General features: G+C 64.8%; 9 protein-coding genes and 1 riboswitch. All 9 genes read right to left on the minus strand.

The annotated features are described in order from the left end of the window. Positions 1 to 173 precede the first annotated feature (173 nt). A riboswitch (M-box (ykoK) riboswitch) is annotated at positions 174 to 341 on the minus strand. A 61-nt stretch (positions 342 to 402) separates the two neighbouring features. Continuing rightward, positions 403 to 912, minus strand: a complete 510-nt coding sequence (locus tag D9V34_RS03520) for a hypothetical protein (RefSeq protein ID WP_121687516.1) — start codon at positions 910 to 912, stop codon at positions 403 to 405. Positions 913 to 921: 9 nt separating this feature from the next. Next, complete coding sequence (locus D9V34_RS03525; RefSeq protein ID WP_121687517.1) at positions 922 to 2,388, minus strand: hypothetical protein; 1,467 nt, start codon at positions 2,386 to 2,388, stop codon at positions 922 to 924. A gap of 134 nt (positions 2,389 to 2,522) precedes the next feature. Further along, positions 2,523 to 3,350, minus strand: a complete 828-nt coding sequence (locus D9V34_RS03530) for a hypothetical protein (RefSeq protein ID WP_121687518.1) — start codon at positions 3,348 to 3,350, stop codon at positions 2,523 to 2,525. 145 nt (positions 3,351 to 3,495) lie between these two features. Further along, positions 3,496 to 4,260 (minus strand): hypothetical protein, encoded by a 765-nt coding sequence (locus D9V34_RS03535; protein WP_121687519.1) that lies wholly within the window; start codon positions 4,258 to 4,260, stop codon positions 3,496 to 3,498. Positions 4,261 to 4,457: 197 nt separating this feature from the next. Continuing rightward, on the minus strand, positions 4,458 to 9,578 hold the full coding sequence (locus D9V34_RS03540) for a DUF7507 domain-containing protein (RefSeq protein ID WP_121687520.1): 5,121 nt from the start codon (positions 9,576 to 9,578) through the stop codon (positions 4,458 to 4,460). A 225-nt stretch (positions 9,579 to 9,803) separates the two neighbouring features. Further along, on the minus strand, positions 9,804 to 13,355 hold the full coding sequence (locus tag D9V34_RS18025) for a DUF7507 domain-containing protein (protein WP_342772983.1): 3,552 nt from the start codon (positions 13,353 to 13,355) through the stop codon (positions 9,804 to 9,806). A gap of 274 nt (positions 13,356 to 13,629) precedes the next feature. Beyond that, positions 13,630 to 14,814 (minus strand): hypothetical protein, encoded by a 1,185-nt coding sequence (locus D9V34_RS18030; protein WP_245991862.1) that lies wholly within the window; start codon positions 14,812 to 14,814, stop codon positions 13,630 to 13,632. Positions 14,815 to 15,355: 541 nt separating this feature from the next. Then, positions 15,356 to 16,090, minus strand: a complete 735-nt coding sequence (locus D9V34_RS03550) for a hypothetical protein (protein ID WP_121687522.1) — start codon at positions 16,088 to 16,090, stop codon at positions 15,356 to 15,358. A gap of 304 nt (positions 16,091 to 16,394) precedes the next feature. After that, positions 16,395 to 20,273, minus strand: a complete 3,879-nt coding sequence (gene rpoC, locus D9V34_RS03555; protein ID WP_121687523.1) for a DNA-directed RNA polymerase subunit beta' — start codon at positions 20,271 to 20,273, stop codon at positions 16,395 to 16,397. Positions 20,274 to 20,286: the final 13 nt, after the last annotated feature.

The raw sequence follows: 20,286 nt of genomic DNA on the forward strand, positions 1-20,286 counted from the left end.
GATCTCGCTGAGGATCGGGACATGCGGCTACAGGGCCGGAGTGTTCTCCAGGCGGCCGCGTACTGGGTTAGTCAGGTACGAACGACTATGGTCCGCGCTCATCGCGGTCACCTCCTTCACATATGCACACACTCCCACGCGCGTGAAGGCATGAAGCTTTGGGGGGCTTCGGTGCGCTACCTCCACGTAAGAGCTTTGGCACTGCACGACGTATCCCTCGCGGGAAGCCACTTGGGGTTAACCCTTAATCCGGGAGAACCTGTCCTAATCTTGGGCGTCTCTCGACGTCGTCAGATCAGTGGCCTATATTCGTGCAGGAGCCTCGCCTAACGAAGTGCTGCGGGAAAAACATAGCACGACTTTGCCGACCGCGCACAACCGTTTGTGTTCCGCGCTCAGGAACTACTCGGATTCGTCGTCTTCCCAGTACCAGCGACGCGGGGTGTGGCCGCGCAGAGCCGCCGCCGAGAGCGGGAGCAGGGCCAGGATGATCGCGCTGGCGATCGCCGCCGCGGTCCAGGGATAGGGGCGCAGCAGGATGTGCACGAGGGCCGGAGTGAACTCGTCCAGGCCGTTCCACACCAGCGCAATCACCAGGCTTGCGGTATAGCCTGCCAGCACCGCCAGCCCGATCCAGAACGCGCTGAGGATCCGGGTCGCCCAGCTCGCGGCCGAGGCATCGCCGCGGCCGGCGCGGTCGAGAGCCCAGAGCGCGCCGAGCGCAAACAGCACCCCGGTCACCACAATCGCAATCGGTCCCGGAAGGGTGCCGAGCGCGGACTCGTCCACAACCTCGGTATCGGTGAACAGGCTCACCATCCCAAAACCCGCGATCACCGCGGCCAGGTACACCAGCGTGGCCGCCGCAGTATAGCCCGCCGCGCGAGCGAGGGAGGGGCGAGGGGTGATCATCCGGACCGACTAGCGAGCCAGCTGTGGGCCCGCGTCGATCTGGCGCTCGTACTCGGCCAGTTCCTCCTGGTTGCGCGTGGTCAGGCGACGGCCGCGAGCCGACACCCACAGCCCGAACCAGACCGGAACCTCACGGCCGACGATAAACGCGATCAGGGTCGGGACGCTGAAGGTGCGCTCGATCAGCGCGGTGCCCAGATCCTCGGGGAAGATCGTGTAGGCGTCGGCGAGCAGCAGCCCGCCCACGGTCCCCGCGGCCGCGAAGAGACCCACCAGCAGGCCACCGAGAACGTGCGCCCACCAGGGGCCGCGGTTGATAATCGCCGCCATCAAGACCGTGCCGAGGAAGAAGAATGCGGTCGCACCCCAGAACCAGGCGGCCGAGATGAGCGGCAGCGGCTCGGTGGGCTCGTTGGTCAGCACACGCACACCATAGTTGGCACCGAAGAAGGCGGCGGCAAACACAATGGTGGCGAGAATCCCGATCAGAATTCCGGCCAGCCGGTTGCCCGCACGGCGCGGACGCTCGGGGGCCTCGACGTAGACGGCCGGGGCCGTAAGGGCCGGGGCAACCGCCGGTTCGGGCTGTGGCTCGGGCGGCAGAATGGTCGGCGCGGGTTCGGCCGCCTGCGCGGCGGATGCGGCACCCGGAAGTTCGGAGGCGTCCAGCGCCACGGTTTCGGTGCCCACCCACTCGGCATCAGCCTCGGAAGTGGATGCCGCCAGGGGAACCGCACGGGACTGCCCGGCCAGCCCACGATCGGGCTGTGGTGCGGGATCGGGCACGACCCCGGAATGGCGCACCGGGGGCGCGGGATCCACCGGGGGTGCCGGGTCTACCAGCGGCAGACCCGAGGCGGCGACGGCGGGGCCAGCAGGCTCGGCCGGGGTAGCAGGCTCGACGGGCGGGGCAGGCTCGACGGGGGCAGTTGTCTCGGCGAGAGCAACGGTCTCTGCGGTGACGGCCGACTCGACCGGTGCGGACTGTTCGGCAGCCAGGCTCTCGGCAGCCGGGCTCTCGGCAGCTGCGCGGGCGTCGGCCGCGCTCTCGACGAGCGCGGGGTCGCCGGCAACACTTTCGGCCGCAGGCAGATCGATGGCACCCGAGGCATTCACCACGAAGGGCTCGGTGGGCTCGGCGACAGCATCCACTGGTCCGGCAGCATCCACTGGTCCCGCGGCAGGCCCGCCATCGGCGGCCTCCCCCAGCGGACTCCACGCGGCCGACGGGATCGGTGCGGGTTCGGTGGGTGGTCCCGCGGTGACCGCATCCGCGGTCGTTCCGGTGATCTCCTCACCCAGGTCACGTACGGTCGCGGTCACGGTGGTGTCCTCGGCCGAGGTAGCCGTGGCGGGATCGGCAGGCTTGGTCAATGGCGGTGTCGGCTGCCCATTCGCGGGGGCGGAAGGCGGTGGTGTGACCGGCGTGGTTGCGTCAGAATCCGGCTGCTCGGCACCGGTGGTGTTCTCGGGCATGTCGATACTCCTCACTCACTGCGGGTCGTGATTTCGCGCTCGCTTGGGCATACTTTATCGCCACAACGGCCTCTTTGGTGGGAGCGGGGCCGGTCAGGGCGCAAAATCTGGCGACCGTGACCCCCGTGCCGAGGTTATCGACCGGCGGGGAAAACGTGCTTGGCAAGCTCCGCGGTGTAGCCGTCGGGGCTAAAGGACGTCCAGTAGGTGGAGATCCAAATGCCGTTGCGTAGCAGGTGCGATTCGCCGCGGGGGCCGCCGGTTCCGGTCATGCTGCGCACGCAGCGGGTCCCGGAGAACTCCGCGTAGCACTTGGCGCCGAGGCTTTCCAGCCGGGTAACCACATTGGCGGCCGAGGTTTTCCCGATCGAGGCGATCGTGGTGAGCAGCCCCCGGGAGGCGGGGTCGCCCCAGCTGCATCGCAGCGACCCCGGGGTCGCCAGCAGCGGTTCCAGCAGCGAATCGGTGGTGGGCCTGTAGGCCAGACCCGCCGCGGTATTGGGGGCACCATCGGCGGCGAGGGCAGCCTTGAAGGCATCCGAGTAGAGCGCATCGCAGTCGGCGGGCAGCCCCTCGGCGACCGGCGAGGTGGAGGGGGTGGCCGAGGGCACATCTGAGGGTGCGGGGGTAACCACGGGGACCGGTCCGGGAACCACCTCGGGACGGGGGCGCTCGTTCGCGCTGCCGCTGGTCGAACTGGGAGCCGACAGATTGAGGGCACCGTTATCGATAGCGATGACACCGGCGATCATCGCGATCAGGACCAGAATCGAGGCAATGATCCCCAGCACCCAGCGCGGGCCACGAGCGCGTCGGGGCGCGGGGGTTGGCGGGACCGTGAGCGGCAGCGCGGGAATTCCCCCGGTCACCAGCGGGTCGGGGGTCTCCCCGATCGGTTCCGAGGTGATTCCGGCGCTATCGGGCCCCTGGGGTCGGGGAGGGTAAGGGGGAAGATCGCTCACGCTCGCCCTTTCAGTCGCGAAGTGGCACCGATCGGATCGGCAGCACGGTGTACACCCAGTCTGCCATGTTCGCCTCGCTGTCGTGCTCGGGGCGCGGGGTACCAAGACTCATATCGAGGCGGTACACAGGAAGCCGGTCCGGCCGCTAGGGCCACAGGGTGTGCACGATGTCCGGGGTGTACCCGTTCATCTCGACGGTGCTCCAGTGGGTGGCGATCCAGGCGTTATCCCGGAAGAAGTGGTTTTCGCCGGCCTGCGGGTCGCCCTCGGCCCAGTCCTCGATGCCCGGGCCCACGTGGACCAGGGTGCACAGCGTACCGTCGTCCTTTTCTTCGCAGGTTGCCCCGCGAGCGACCAGCGTGGCCTCGATGTTCTGGGCGGCGGCGGGGTCGATCAGGGTGACGTTGGTGTTGATCCCCAGCTCGCTGGGTAGCCCCCAGGAGCAGTGCAAACCGGGGTTGGCGCGCAGCAGGGTATCGAGTTCGGGGATTGCGGTGCCGGTCTCGTCGGCCAGCGAGGGGTCGTTCAGCGGCAGTTGAAGAGCCCGCAGCGAGGCGAACATCGGCCCCGAATAGATGGCCGAGCAGTCGGTGGGCAGCGTCAGTGTGGGCACCGTCGGGCTTGGGCTCGAAGAGGCGGTCGGAGAGGGGGACGCGCTCGGGGTTTCCGAGGCCGCCGGTGACGATGAGGGGGTGGAAGAGGCCGAGGGCGTGGCGGATGCGGATGCGTCGACATGGCCCGCGGGTGCCGCCCGGGCAACCAGTGCCCACACGATCAACGCGATGACCACCAGGGCACCCACCGCGGCCACGATGATCCAGGTGGTGCGCTTCGAACTCCGTGTGGGTTCGGCGGCCTCCCCAGCGTCCTCGGGGGTTGCCGGGTCGGTTCCCGGACCGGTTTCGGTCATCCTGGTTCCTCCCATGGCACGGTCATCCGGCGCAAATACGCCCGTTCTAGAATAAGCGCATTGCGCGAGCCCTCCGTGTGATTTGGGTGGGGAATCACCACTTTGTTACCGAGTTGCGATCGATCCGTGCCCCACGGCAAACACCGCCGGGGCGGATCATGATGATCCACCCCGGCGGTGTGCACTGCGGCGTCTCGCTAGGCGTTACGCTCGCGCTTGCGGTTCCAGAGGATGAGCGCGGCACCAGCCAGGAGCAGCAGCAGAACCAGCGTGGCAAACAGCCCCGCACCCTCGGCACCGGTGAGCGAGAGGATCCCGGGGGGATCCGCCAGCTTCGGGACATCCGCCTGGGCGGTGGCCGAGGCCTCGACCGGGTCGCCGGTGGGGTCAACACCCGTGACGGAGGCCAGGTTGGTCACGGTGGTGCCGTGATCCGCCTCGGTGGTGGCGTAGGCTGCGGTTGCGGTGGCAACCTCACCCGGTGCCAGCACACCCTCGGCCCCCGGCCACACCATGGTGACCTCACCGAGGCCCGGCATCTGATCGGCGATCGCGATCTCGGAAACGGTCACGGTTCCGATGTTGGTGATCGTGAACGCATAGTCGATTCCAGCACCGTCGCGCACGAGTGTGGCGGTCTTGACCAGGGCCAGGCCCGAGGTGCCCGGCAGAGCCAGCACAACCTCGTCGGTGTCCACCGCGGTCTTGCCCAGCGCGCTGGTTCCGGTGACGTTCACCGGGTTCACGATCTGGCCCGCGTCCACATGAGCCTGGGTCAGGTCGATCGACGCGTGCGCGGTGACCGAGGCACCGGGTGCGAGCTCGCTCGGAACGATGCCGCGGGCGGCCTTGTCTCCGAACGAGATGTCACCCAGACCCTTGAGATCGGACAGCAGTTCGGTCTCGGTGAGAGTGGCCGCACCGGTGTTGGTGATGACCATCTCGTAGTCGGCGCGGCTGCCGGCGATGGGCTCGCCCACAACCTCACCGGTTGCGGTCAGGCTGATCGCTACCACCGGGTCCAGCAGAATCTCTACCGGTGCCGAGGCGGTCACGGTGGCAGCCGACGGGTCGGTACCCACCACCACGAAGTCATCGGCGATGACCTTGCCCGCATCCACCTGCGCCTGAGTCAGCGCGTCGGTGAAGGCAACCGAGGCCTTCTGGCCGGGCTCCAGCACGCCGGGGGCAGCGGGGTTCGGCCAGACGATGGTGTGCGGCTTGGCCGCCCACGGCGAGGCCGGGTCCAGCTTCACATCGGTGAGCGTGGTGCCGCCACCGTTAGTGAAGGTCGCCGAGTATTCGACGCCCTCCCCTGCGGCGGAGACCCCGGAGGGAACCGTGCCGCTGGCCACAATCTGGATGCCACTGGTTGCCCCCAGCGGAATGTCCAGGCTCTGCGCCGCGGTCACATCCGCCTTGGCAGGGTTCTGTGCGGTCACCGAACTCGGGTTCGTGATGACCCCCGCGTTGATGTGCGCCTGGGTCAGCTTGGTGCTCGCGGTGGCGGTCACCGACTCACCCGGTGCCAGGGTGCCCGCGGTCTTCGGCCAGGACCCGAAGGTAATGGTCGAGAGGCCCTTGAGCTCCGAGGTCAGGGTGACGCCGGTCAGGGTCTGCGAACCGGTGTTGGTCACCGTGTACTCGTAGTTCACCGGGTCGCCGCTCACGTTGTTGGCCGGATCCGTGGAATCCACGGTTCCGGTCAGGGCGAGGGCGATCGCCGAGGTTCCGGGCAGCTGCACCACGGCCTGAGCCTTTTCGGTGACGGACTTGCCCTCGGCGCTCTGACCGGTCACGGTGGCGTCGTTGGTGACGCTACCGCGGTCGATATCGGCCTGGGTCAGCGGGTAGAGTGCGGTCGCGGACACGCTCGCACCCACCGGCAGCACGCCGGGGCGTGCGGCATCGGGCCAGGCACCAAACTCGACGGCACCCAGGCCGGCGAGCTTATCGGTGATGGCTACACCCTGCAGCTCGGTTCCCCCCGAGTTGGTCACCGTGAAGGTGAAGGTGACGGGCTCACCCGCGGCGATCTTGGCGGGAGCGGCACCGGTCTTGGTGAAGGTGATCCCCACCGGCAGCGCCTGGAAACCGAAGTCGACATTTGCAACCTCGCCATTCAGGACGGCCGAGGTCGAGGCGGAGATCGGTTCTCCGGCACCCGAGGTGTACTTCCACTGCTCGGTTGCGGGCAGAGTCTTGACGTCTACGGCCACGCGGTAGGAACCGGCGGTGAGACTGCCGAACGAGTAGGCACCCGAAGCGTCGGTGGTGGCCTGACGCGGCTTACCCGCACCATCCAGAACCGGCTTTCCGGCGGCGTCTACCAGGGATACGGTGACCGCACGCAGTCCGTCCTCACCGGCGGCGCGGATGCCGTTGCCGTCGGCGTCGTTCCAGATCACACCAGAGATGACACTGTCCACGACACTCACGGTGCTCGGCTGTCCCTTACCCAGGGTCGCCTCGAAACCGGGGTCGCCCATGTTGGTAATGCCAGTGGCGTTGAGCTTAATCTCATCGCCGGCCTGGGACTGCGGGGCGGCCATGTTGATGGTCACCGATCCCACGCCGTCCGGGCCCACGGTCAGCGTCTCGATCGAGACTCGGATCGCGGTGGCCGCGGCAATCTGTTCCGGGGTGGCATCGGCGTAGTTGATCCACTCCACCTCGCCGGCCGGAGCGTCGCCGGTCTTCCCGTTACGCACGGCAGGATCCACCGAGATTTGCAGGGTCGAGCCGGTCTCGGGCTTCATATCGAGCACGGCGCTCTCCAGGGTCAGCGGACCCGTGAGCTTGGTTCCGGCGGCATCCCCGTTATAGGGCAGAACCGCAACGAAGCTGGCCTGACCCGAGGGACCGGGCTGGTAGTTCATCCAGTTCAGGGTGAAGGAAACGGAGTCTCCGCCGCCCACCTCGGGTGCCTCATTGGTCAGCTCATAGCGGGCGATAGCCGGTGCGGTAGCGAAGCCGCGCACCCAGTTCGCGACGGCGACAAAGTTCCATTCGGCACCGTTACGGGTAAAGCCGTCGCCCCAGAAGAAGGCCATCGCGTCGAACGAACCCTCCTGGTTCCGCGGCGGAATCATCGAGGTCTCGATGTCCACGGCGAACGAGGGCACGGGCTTATCCACGCGCAGGTCAAACTTCGGGGTCACCACGAGCTTGCCCAGACCGCTAAAGGGCTTGTTCCAGGCACCGTTCGGGGTGACACACGCCTCCGGGGAGATCGTGACGTTCCACAGGGTCTTGTCGATCGGAGCCAGATCGATCGCATTGGCGTTGGGCGGCAGACAGACCTCAAATCGAGCGTTCTTAACCACCTTGTCGGCCTCGGTCAGGCCGACGGCGAGCCAAGAGAACTGCGGCTGCACCGTGTAGCGCACCGACTCTCCGGCCAGGATTCGCTGACGGGCGGGAACGACCGGGTTCTTGTTGCCATCGATCGCGTTCACTGCGATCGGCAGGGTTGCCTCGGCAATGCGGACAAACACGTTCTGGGCACCCGAGGCGATACCGAGCGGGCCCACGGCTTCGCCCACCGGAGCGGCGTGGGTGTAGATCAGTCCCTGGGTCGGAACGACACCGTCGTTTGCCTCTTCGGTGCCCTTAGGCAGTTCCTTGATGACGGTCAGCGGCACATTGAGGCGCAGGCCAAAACGGTCACGGTCGACGTTCCCCTCGGGAGCGTACACGCCACCGTTCTTGATGTACTCGACCTTGACACCGGAAACGGTGTTGAGTGCGCCGGTGAAGTCCGAGCGCAGGGTCCAGGTGGCGGCGTTCATATCCTGGCGCTGCATCAGCGGCCCCCAGGTCTGGGTGGTGTAGTACAGACGGTAATCGGTGCCCTCAACAAACGTGTTGAACGTTTCTTCGGGGAGGGCCGCGGTACGCACCTGGAATCGAATGTCAGAGGGGTCCTTGAGCGTCATCTGATCGGGGTTCCACAGGTTATACATCGTGGTGTCGGCGATGGGCTGCGGGTAGAAGGTGGCGTCGCCGTCGTTCTGAGTGGCCAGCGGAATGTAGTACGACTGCGTCCTGATATCCGTACCCGGCATCAGCCGAGTGTTGTTGTAGAGCGTCTTGAGGGTGCTGTCCCACACGTGGTAGGTGTACTGTGCGCCGGCACCGCCGCCACCACCGGTCGGGGTAGTGCGGTAGTAGAATTCACCCCAGGAAGAGACGCCCTGCGGGGTGGCGTCCACGATCGGGGAACCGTCCTGGGTCTTCCAGTCGCCATCCTTCACGAAGGAATAGTGCGCCTGGATGATGTTATCCAGGCTGGTGGTGGAGATATCCGGGGCATTCTTCTTGGGAATGCGGACCTGGTAGAGGAGGGAGAACTGCTGGGTCTGCACCTCGCTGCGATCAAACTTTACGGTGATTTTTCCGGTGGCCTGGTCGTACTTATAGTCCAGGAGACCGTAGGTGCCGCGGGCGTCGGGCTGCATGGTGAACGAGATCGGTCCGGTGTACGGCCGCCCGTCGCGGGTCTTCAGTTCCAGGGTACCCACGTACTTGTGGTTGTTCCCCAGCTCGAAGGTTGCGTCTCCGGCCTGGCCCGGGTTCTGGGTCCAGATTCCACCGTTGATGCGCAGGGCATCCTCGGGTCCGGCACCAAAGTCGAAGGTCTCGTTGGCGCCACCGGCATTGTTTCCCACGTTGATGACGGTCTGAACGCGGTTGCGCCAGACAACATCGAGTGACTTCACGTCGCCACGAACCTCCGCGGTACGTGAACCGTCTTTATCGGTCACGGTCACCTCGGGGGCATACTTGATGCTCTCACCCGAGGTGGCATCGGCCCCCACGACCGCGCGCAGACGCGGGAACACCACGCTCATCGCGCCGGTCGAGGTACCCGTGCCCGAAACCGTGGCGGTCAGGGTACGGTTGTCGTTGGTCAGTTCAAAGCCGGAGGTATACCCACTCACACCCTCGGGGTTGTGCATTCCCGAGGCATTGATCGAGGCCAGATCCCAGCTCCAGAGCGGGGGCAGGGTCTGGGTGATCGTGCCGTCCTTGAGCTCATTGAGGCTCATCCGCCAGCTGAAGTAGGCGCTGTTGCGTACGGCCACGAGGCCGTCGGTCTTGGATTCGTCTCCGGGAACACCGGAGATACCGTCGTCGTCAATTGAGACGGACGACTGCAGGAAGGAGCCCTCGGCCGCGTGGGCATTGGTGGTGTCGAGCACCACCAGGCCACCGATGGCGAGGGCCGAGGCGACGATCCCGGCGAGAAGCCGTGACCGCCGCCAGCGAAGGCGTGTTACTGGGGCAGCGTTCGGCCCGGGCGTAAATATCGTCATAATAGTGAACGCTAATCGCGATAATTCGATGCCGGTATATCAGTGTCGCATATTGACCGTTCAACGTTCGGTTCCGTGGAAAAAACCAGGTTAATCCATGAATTAGCCAACGACTGTTGCAAAAGTCGCCGTACTTTCTGGGAGCTTTTTTGCCCCACTCCAATGCCCGCACAGAGCAACGCTCCCCGTGCCAACACGGCACGGGGAGCGTTGCGCTTTCGAGTACTACTCGGTGACCTCACGGTCCCGGTCGCGACGACGCTTCCAGATCAGAAGCCCCGCACCCGCCAGGATCAGCAGGATCAGCGCGATCAGGATCGGCCACACCAGGCCCGCACCGGTGAGTGCGAGTCCGCCCGGGTCGGTGATGCCGGGTGCCGCGGGCACATCCACGCTCACCGTATCGGTCGCGGTCACCGGGTCACCGTTGGGTGCCGTAGCGGTGACGCTGGCCTGGTTGATCACCGCGGTGCCCCGCAGCGCATCGGTCACGGTGAGTGTAGCCTCAGCCGTTGCGGTCGCACCGGGTGCCAGCACTCCCGCCTCGGCGGGCCACACGTAGGTGATGGCTCCAAGACCCGGCAGGGCGTCGGTGATCGCCGCCCCGGCGAGGGTGACCGCGCCGGTGTTAGTGATCGTAAACGCATAGCGGATCTGGTCACCCTCGAGGGTCGCGGTCTTGGTGAGTGTGATCCCCGGGGCACCGACGAGTTCAAGCACAACCTCGTCAGCATCCGTGGCGGTTGCGCCCGAGGGAGCGGTTCCGGTGACACTCAGCGGGTTCACGATCTTGCCCGCATCCACGTGCGCCTGGGTGAGGTCGATACCGGCCCGGGCCGTCACACTGGCACCGGGTGCCAGCGCTCCGGGAACCGCGGCGCGGGTCAGGATGGGCCCGAAGGTTATCTCTCCCAGCCCCGCGAGCTGCGAGGTGAGCTCGGTGGCGGTCAGCGTGGTGGCACCGGTGTTGGTGATCAGCATGCTGTACTCGGCTCGGCTGCCCGCGACCGGTTCCCCGCTGATCTCGCCGGTTGCGGTGAGGCTCACCGCGACGGCGGGACTCAGCACCAGCGAGGCGGTTCCGGTTCCGATCACCGTGGTGGCGCTCGGATCGGTTCCCTCGACAACCAGGTCATCCGCGGAGACCAGCCCCGCGTCAACCTGGGCCTGGGTCAGCGTATCGGTGATCACGATTGTGGCCGATTCACCCACACCCAGCACGCCGGGCTTGGTGGGATCGGGCCAGACGACGGTGAAGTCCTTACCCGCCCAGGGGCCGTTCGGGTCCAGCTGCACGTTCTCCAGCTGGGCGCTACCCGAGTTGGTCACGGTGAGCGTGTACTCCACGCTCTCCCCGGCCGCGGCAACCCCCGACGGGATCGCCGCACTCGCCTGCACGTCAAGTGCGGAGGCGGCAACCAGCGGAACCGTCACGATGGCATCCGCGTTGACCGGAGTCCCGGCGGGATCGGTGGCAGCCCCGGTACCAGGGTTGACCACCTTGCCCGCATCAAGCATCGCCTGGGTAACAACGATCGTCGTGGTGAAGCTGACGGTCTGTCCCGGTGCCAGGGTGCCCGCGGCGCTCGGCCAGAGGCCGGGCACGAAGTCCGACTGTCCGGTGAGCTTGGATGCGGGCGCCACATCGGTCAGCGTGGTGTTGCCGGTGTTGGCCAGCAGGTAGGTGAAGGTTACGGTGTCCCCCACCGCCACCGGCTCGCTCGCCACGGCTCCGGTCAGGGTGAGACCCAGTCCAGCCACACCTGAGAGCGGAACGGTGGTGCTGGCGTCGGCGTCCACCACGGATCCCGTGGGCGTCGTGCCGCTTACCTGCGCATTATTGGTGACGCCACCGGCATCCACATCGGCCTGGGTCAGCGCATAGTTGGCGGTTGCGGTGATGCTGGTCCCGGCCGGCAGAACACCGGGGGTTGCCGGGTTCGGCCAGGCTGCCACGGTAATCGCACCGATCCCCGGGAGGGCATCGGTAATCGCGACGTCGGTCAGCGCGGTTTCCCCGGTGTTGGTGACCACAAACGTGAACGGAAGGTTCGCGCCGGCGGCCACGGTGGCCGGGGCCACACCGGATTTGGTGAGGGTCAGGGACGCGGGCAGCGCACGGAAACCGAAGTCGGTACCCACGCTGTCATCGCCCTTGGCGAGCGTCACCGGGTCGGAGACCGGATCCCCGGTGCCCGAGGTATAGGTCCAGGTCTGGTCCGCACTCAGGGTCGAGGTGTCTACCGCAACACGGTAGTTACCCGCAGCGATCGAACCGAAGTAGTAACTTCCGTCCTCCTCGGTCACGGCCGTTACCGGCGTTCCGTCCTCGGCGAGCACGGGCGACTTGTCCTCATGCAGCAGCGCAACACTCACACCGCCGAGACCAGGCTCGTCCCCAAACGATCCGTTGCCGTCCAGGTCGTGCCAGATGGTCCCGCGAATCGAGGTGTCAATCACATCGACCCGTGCGGCCTTACCGGTGGCCAGGACGACCTGAGAACCGGTGACACCCTCGTTGACAATGCCCGAGGCGGAGGCAAAGACGACGTCACCGTTCTTGGATTCCGGCGCATTCAGGGTGAAGGTCATGCTCCCCACACCGCTGGGCCCCACGGGCAGCTTATCGGCGACATAGCGCAGGCCGGTGGCCTGAGCGAGTTGCTCGGGGGTTGCCGAGGCATAGTTGATCCAGGTCACATTCTCGGCAGGGGCCTGACCGGCACCCTCGGCACGAATGGCCGGATCGATCGTGATCTGCAGGATCGAACCGGTGTTTCCCGGTGCCTTCAGCGAGGCTGAGCTCAGGGTCAGCGGTCCACTGACCGAGGTTCCCGCGGCGTCTCCGTTATAGGGCAGGACCGTCACAAACGAGGCCTTCCCATCCGGTCCCGGCTGATAGTTTCCCCAGGTGAGGGTGAACTCGGGGCTCACCGACGGTGCTACCTCGGGTGCCTTACGAGTGACGCTGTAGAGGGCCACCGTGGGTGCTGCAGCAAATGCGTAGACACTGGTCATCGCACTAAGACCGCTCCATCCCGCACCGCTGGTAAAGGTCCCCAACCCGTCGGCGTGCATGGTGGCACCGGCCTCAAAGATTCCGCCATTGGTGTTTGGTGGGAACACGTTGGTGGTCACATCGATTTCGTAGGCGGGAATCGGCTGGTCCACCCGCACATCGAACTTCGGTGTGAGAATCACCTTTCCCGAGGAGAACTTCGCCATCCCGCCACAAGCCTCGGCGGAGTACTCCGCATCCCAGAGGTCTCGATCCAACGGTGCCAGCGAATAGTCCACCGCGTTCGCCGGTAAACACAGCTCAAACTTCGCGTTCCTGAGGATCTTCTCCTCCTCGGTTGCGTTCGCCGGCTTCAGGAGCGTTCCGGGGGTCACGGTATAGCGCACGGTTTCACCGGCAAGAATGTTGTTACGCCACGGATCTGCAGGGTTTCCCTGCTGGTCGAGTGCATTGACCTTCATGGCGAGCGTTCCGTTCGCCTGACGAACGTTCACGAGTTGACGTTCGCCTAGGTTCAGCGGCTCGGTGGTGGCTCCGGTGACCCAACCCTGCATGTAGGCGGACCCGGTGTCGTTGAGATCGGTGTGGACGGGTAAGGGGCGGGTCACCTTCACCGGAACCCGGAAGGTCAACGCCAGATCGTTCACACTGCTTTCGGGTGCCGGATTCCACGTCCCGTCATTAGCCAGGTACTCGGCGCGAACACCGGTGACGGCTTTGAGGTCTCCCGTATAGGCCGAGCGCTCAGTCCAGGCCATTTCGGCCGGGTTGGGGCCGGGCACCGCCTGTGCATCCGCGACGTCTGTCGTGTAGTAGATGCGATAGTCGGCCCCCTCGGTGAACCAGGTATACCCACGGCCCTGAGGCTGACCAAGCTGAATGGTGTTGCCGCCCTCGAGGTTGAGCTCGAACTCCCCTGGCTTGTTATACACGTAGAGGTTGGTCTTGGTGGTTGGGACAACGGTCCACGGTTCGGTGGTATTTCGCGGATGCGTGGCCTCGGGCCGGAACGTGGTGTTGAGGTCACCGCCATCAAATCCCGGGAGCACGTTTGTGTTCCACTCGGCGATGGTGGAGAGCGGAACGTTGCGATAGGCGACTCGACCCAATACGGATGCCGGACGCGTCTCGATCCCCCGCACATATGCGAAGTCCATCGCCAGCGGCTCCCCGTCGGGCTTGACGTTGACCAGGGGGGTTACCCTCGACGGTGGTCGGAGGCGTCACATAGGACACGGTGCCCTTCAGGTGAATCTGTTCACCACCGGCGACCTCCAGGTCATCAGCCAGCCGAAGCGGCACAAAGTAGTCGATAACCGCCAGGTAATACGAGACGTTCTGGCCACCTGAGACAAAGTTCAGTTCAAAGCTTCGGTTATCCGCCGCAACGTTTTCGAGGGTGGACTTTCCTAGGGCAACCTGCGAGGAATCGGAGTGTTTAATCCCCAACGGACCGGTATACGGCTCACCATGATGTGTGAGATTGACGTCCACCCGGACCCGAGCATTGTCGGCCCACAGATACGGACGGTCCCCGGCCGCGCTCGGCTGAGTCAGCCAAACCTCGGAGTAGCGGCGAATCGCCGGCTCGGGTCCGTCACCAAAGTCAAAGGTGGTCTCCTGCCCGTTTGGGGCGAGCTGCCACTGGACGGTCAGCAGGTCTGCACGTTGCTGCGAGACTACCTTGAGGTCCTTGACCGGACCGGCGATATCCGCCGTCCGGTCGCCGGCCTCGTCGATCACGGTGAGGGTCGGAACGTAGGTGTTGCTACCGGGAACATCGGCTGTCTCCGGGACCACCGCGATCAGGTTCGGGAACGAAACGGATACGGTTCCCCCCGCGTCCTCGGTGGCGGAGACGGTGGCGGTCACCGTGCGACCGTCCTCGCTGAGCACGTAGGACGAACGGTATCCGCCGGTCACGCCGGTGGAGTTCAGTCCGGATTTTGCAAGGCTTGCCGCATCCCACTTCCAGAGCGGAGGCAGGGTCTGCGTCATCACGCCGTCGGTCAGGCTGGTGAACTCGGTGCGCCAGCTAAACACAACGGAGTTGCGAATCGCGACGATACCGTCGGTGCGGGAGGTGTCTCCCGGGACCGCCGAGACCCCGTCGTTGTCGACGGTGATGCTGGCGGCGTTGAAGGCCCCGGTCGCGGCCTGCGCGGGAGCTCCCCCGAGCACGGTAAACCCGGTAACCAGGAGGATGAGTGTGAGCAAACTCGCGAGAAGGCGCGAAAAGCCCCGGCGTTGTGTCGTGGGGTATTCGCCGTCTATGACCCCCGTTGATGCGTACATGGCTCCAAGGCTACGTTCTGACCAATAGGTTAATCATCCCCGCGAATGGGGCAAGTAGTCGGCATCGGGGCCTCGACTCCGATTCAGTCGGCCACCTTGATATTTTCGGCCGTTTCGACTTGAAAAACCCGATTAGTTTTGCGTTGCTCCACACCGTGTGTCCGGCGGATTATCTGATCAAAAACATTCGCTATGTTTTGCGGTGGAATGACGGCGAAAACCGCGTGTGGCTGGCCGACTACGCCCGGGACGAGGCCAAATCCAGACTGCATGTTCCGCGGTCGCGCCGCCGTCAGTGCTCCCGCGGAATGGCGCAAAATGATGCCACACCTGTCGCAAGAAGAAACACGCAAATTTCGCTCGTTATATGCGTCATCACGACACCCCCTGCGCGACACGTTAAACGCCCACGTCCCGCCACTCTCGGGAGAGAGCGACGGGACGCGGGATACTGTGACCGGGTTTAGGACCCGAAGACGGTGTGCACGATGTCGGTGATGAAGTCGCGCTTGTCCAGGAACTGCACCTGCTCGGCCTGAACCCACAGTCCGTCGCGGAAGTAGCTGGTCTCCCAGGTGCGGTCAATGCCCTCGGCGTGCAGGGTCACAATCTGGCACAGGGTTCCGTTCAGCTCGGTGCCGCAGGTTGCACCACGTTCGGCGAGCACCGCGAGCACGGCTGCCTGCTGCTCGGGGGTGACCTGAGAAACAATCGTCGAGGCACCGCTCTCACCGGCACCACCGAGGGTGCAGCGAAGCTGATGGGCGGACGCAGCCTTGATCAGCGCGAGGGTCTTCTCATCCGTGGAACCTTCAAGTGAATTCGTGGCATCATTCAACGGGTTGCGCTCGGCATATTCGGCCAGGAACGCCGGCGAGTAGACCGCCGTGCAGTCTGCCGGGAGCGCCGCGCTCGCGGGCGCGCTCGGCGACGGATCCGGTGTCGCCGACGGTGTCTCCGAGGGAGATGCCGAAGGAGATGCCGAAGGAGATGCCGAGACCGAAGCGCTCGGACTCGGAGATTCGGCACCCGATTTCCCACCAAACGCACCCGAAACCACGGCTATCACCACCGCAATTACCACCAAAACTGCAATGCCGATACCGACCCACAGGCCGGTTCGCGACTTCTTGACCTCGGTGGATGAGGCCTCCGCCGGAGTCTGGTCCGGAGTGTTGGGGCCCTCGGGTGTGGTCATGATGGTTCCTTTTCTCGCGTTTAAGCGCGCCAATTAGTGGGTCATTTGACCCGTGCCGTACCGGGAGAGGCGGAGCCTCGATCAACCTGGGTGCACCCCGGTCAGAAATCCCCGTGCCGGCCACACCCCGATCAACCACGTTCCCAGCGTGATGAGTTGTTCCCAGTTTATGTCCCACCACCGACTCCACCAGGGCAAATGTCACCCACAAACTATTTCGTTATCCAGTCGCGATAATTCCCGATAGAAACGCAAAACCCCGCCCGCCTCCGAAGAGACGGACGGGGTTTTGTCAGGCTAACTACTAGTTGTAGGTGCCCGGGGTGAAGTCGTCACCGGTGAAGGAGTCGAAGTCCACAAACGAGAGGTCGTTCTCGTCGAACACACCGTCGGATGCGAAGATCCGGTTCGGGTAGCGCTCGGCCTTCGCCTCGTCGGTAGCGTCGACAGCCACGTTACGGTAGCGAGCCAGACCGGTACCGGCCGGGATCAGCTTACCGATGATGACGTTCTCCTTGAGGCCCACCAGCGGGTCGGACTTGCCCTCCATGGCCGCCTGGGTCAGCACCCGGGTGGTCTCCTGGAAGGACGCGGCCGACAGCCACGACTCGGTGGCCAGCGAAGCCTTGGTGATACCCATGACTTCCTGACGCGCCGAGGCGGTGCGCTTGCCCTCTGCCAGTGCTGCACGGTTCAGCTCGTTGTACCGCGAACGGTCAACCAGCTCACCCGGCAGCAGCTCGGTGTCGGCGTGGTCAACCACGGTCACCTTGCGCAGCATCTGACGAACGATAACCTCAATGTGCTTGTCGTGAATCGGCACACCCTGCGAGCGGTACACGCCCTGCACGCCGCCCACGAGGTGCTTCTGCACCTCGCGTACGCCCTGCACACGCAGCACCTCCTTGGGGTCCACGGCACCAACGTGCAGCGGAGCACCCAGCTCAACGTGCTGGCCATCCTCAACGAGGAGGGTCGCACGCTTCAGCACGGGGTAGACAACCGGCTCATCGCCGTTATCCGGGGTCAGGATCACCTTACGAGCCTTGTCGGTCTCGTCGATGGTGATGCGACCTGCGGCCTCGGCGATCGGGGTTGCACCCTTGGGGGTACGAGCCTCGAACAGCTCCTGGACGCGGGGCAGACCCTGGGTGATGTCATCGGCCGAAGCCGAACCACCGGTGTGGAAGGTACGCATGGTCAGCTGAGTACCGGGCTCACCAATCGACTGGGCCGCGATGATACCCACGGCCTCACCGATGTCCACGAGCTTTCCGGTAGCGAGCGAGCGGCCGTAGCAGGCAGCACACACACCGACGGCGGACTCACAGGTCAGCACCGAACGCACCTTGATGGTGTGAACACCGGCGGCAACCAGCTCGTCGATCAGCACGTCACCCACGTCGGCACCGGCGTCGGCCACCAGGGTGCCGTTGTCGGCTACCGCGGCGGTTGCCAGCGAACGAGCGAACACCGAGTTTTCCACGTTGGGGTCACGAACCAGAACACCGGTGGAGTCCACGGCGGCGATCGGGAGCGAGAGGCCCTTGGTGGTGCCACAGTCGTCCTCGCGGATGATGACGTCCTGCGAGACGTCCACCAGACGACGGGTCAGGTAACCCGAGTCGGCGGTACGCAGAGCGGTGTCGGCCAGACCCTTACGAGCACCGTGGGTTGCGATGAAGTACTCCGCAACCGACAGGCCCTCACGGTAGGACGAGATGATCGGGCGAGGGATGATCTCACCCTTCGGGTTGTTCACCAGGCCTCGCATACCCGCGATGTTACGGATCTGCAGCCAGTTACCACGTGCACCCGAGGACACCATGCGGTTGATGGTGTTGTCCTTGGGGAAGTTCGCACGCATGGCCTCGGCGACCTTGTCGGTAGCCTCGGTCCAAATGGCGATCAGCTCGGCACGACGCTCGGCGTCGGTGGTCAGACCCTTGTCGAACTGGCTCTGAACCTTGGCGGCCTTCTTCTCGTAGCCGGCCACGATCTCGCGCTTGTTCGGCGGGGTGAGAACGTCGGACAGTGCCACGGTGACACCCGAGCGGGTAGCCCAGTGGAAACCGGCGTCCTTGATGTTGTCCAGGGTCGCGGCAACCACGTTCTTCGGGTAGCGCTCGGCGAGGTCGTTGACCAGGGCCGACAGGCGGCCCTTGTCTGCGACGTCCTGAACGTACGGGTAGTCCGCGGGCAGCAGCTCGTTGAACAGTGCCTGACCCAGGGTGGTGTCGACCACGATGGGTCCACCCTCGTAGCCCTCGGGCTTGACGGCCGGGTAGAAGTGCACGTCGTTCAGACGGATCTTCACCATGGCGTTGAGGTCCAGGCTGCCCTGGTCCTTGGCCATGATTGCCTCGGAGACGGTCGCAAACGCGCGGCCCTCACCGGTGGCACCCTCGGTCACGGTGGTCAGGTGGTGCAGACCGATGATCATGTCCTGCGAGGGCAGGGTCACCGGACGACCATCCGACGGCTTCAGGATGTTGTTGGAGGCGAGCATCAGGATGCGAGCCTCGGCCTGAGCCTCAACCGACAGCGGCAGGTGAACAGCCATCTGGTCACCATCGAAGTCGGCGTTGAACGCGGCACAAACCAGCGGGTGCAGCTGAATAGCCTTACCCTCAACGAGCTGAGGCTCGAAGGCCTGGATACCCAGGCGGTGCAGGGTAGGTGCACGGTTCAGCAGCACCGGACGCTCACGGATGATCTCCTCGAGCACGTCCCACACCTCGGGACGGGCGCGCTCAACCATGCGCTTGGCTGCCTTGATGTTCTGAGCGTGGCTCAGGTCGATCAGACGCTTGATCACGAACGGCTTGAAGAGCTCCAGAGCCATCTGCTTGGGCAGACCACACTGGTGCAGCTTCAGCTGCGGGCCCACCACGATGACCGAACGGCCCGAGTAGTCCACGCGCTTACCCAGCAGGTTCTGACGGAATCGACCCTGCTTACCCTTGAGCATGTCGCTCAGGGACTTGAGGGCGCGGTTACCGGTACCGGTGACCGGACGTCCACGACGACCGTTGTCGAACAGTGCGTCAACGGCCTCCTGGAGCATGCGCTTTTCGTTGTTCACGATGATCTCGGGGGCACCGAGATCCAGCAGACGGCCCAGACGGTTGTTGCGGTTGATCACACGACGGTACAGGTCGTTGAGGTCGGAGGTCGCGAAGCGGCCACCGTCCAGCTGAACCATCGGACGCAGCTCCGGCGGGATCACCGGAACAACGTCGAGCACCATGGCGGCCGGCGAGTTGCCGGTCTGGATGAAGGAGTTAACAACCTTCAGGCGCTTGATGGCGCGGATCTTCTTCTGACCCTTGCCCTCGGCGATCTGGAGGTGCAGCAGCTCAGCCTCGGCGGGCAGGTCGAAGGTCTCGAGGCGCTTCTTGATTGCCTCGGCACCCATGAATGCCTCGAAGTACATGCCGTAGCGGTCCTGCAGCTCGTGGAACACGGTGTCCTCGGGCTTCAGCTCGCCAACCTTCAGGTTGCGGAAGTCTTCCCACACGCGCTCGAGCTGAGCGATCTGCTCGTCGAAGGACTTGCGGGTCTGAGTCATTTCCTTCTCAGCCGCATCCTTCGCACGACGCTTCTGGTCGGACTTGGCACCCTCGGCCTCAAGGGCTGCGAGGTCATCCTCGAGCTTCTTCAGACGGTCGGCGATGCGAGCATCACGCTGGTCACCCAGGGTCTTGAGCTCAAGACGCAGCTCGTTCTCCAGACCCGGCATGTCCTGGTGACGGCCCTCTTCGTCCACCGAGATGACCATGTAGGCGGCGAAGTAGATGACCTTTTCGAGGTCCTTCGGTGCCATGTCCAGCAGGTAACCCAGACGGCTGGGCACACCCTTGAAGTACCAGATGTGGGTGACGGGGGCGGCGAGCTCAATGTGGCCCATGCGCTCACGACGAACGCTGGACTTGGTGACCTCTACTCCACAGCGCTCACAAACGATGCCCTTGAAGCGGACACGCTTGTACTTGCCACAGGAGCACTCCCAGTCGCGGCTCGGGCCGAAGATCTGCTCACCGAACAGACCGTCCTTCTCGGGCTTCAGGGTGCGGTAGTTGATGGTTTCCGGCTTCTTGACCTCACCGTGCGACCAACGACGAATGTCGTCAGCGGTAGCCAGGCCAATGCGAAGCTCGTCAAAAGTTGTTACGTCGAGCAATTTCTCTCCTCAG

The organism is Mycetocola lacteus, from assembly GCF_003667575.1.
GTDB classification, from domain to species: Bacteria; Actinomycetota; Actinomycetes; order Actinomycetales; family Microbacteriaceae; genus Mycetocola; species Mycetocola lacteus.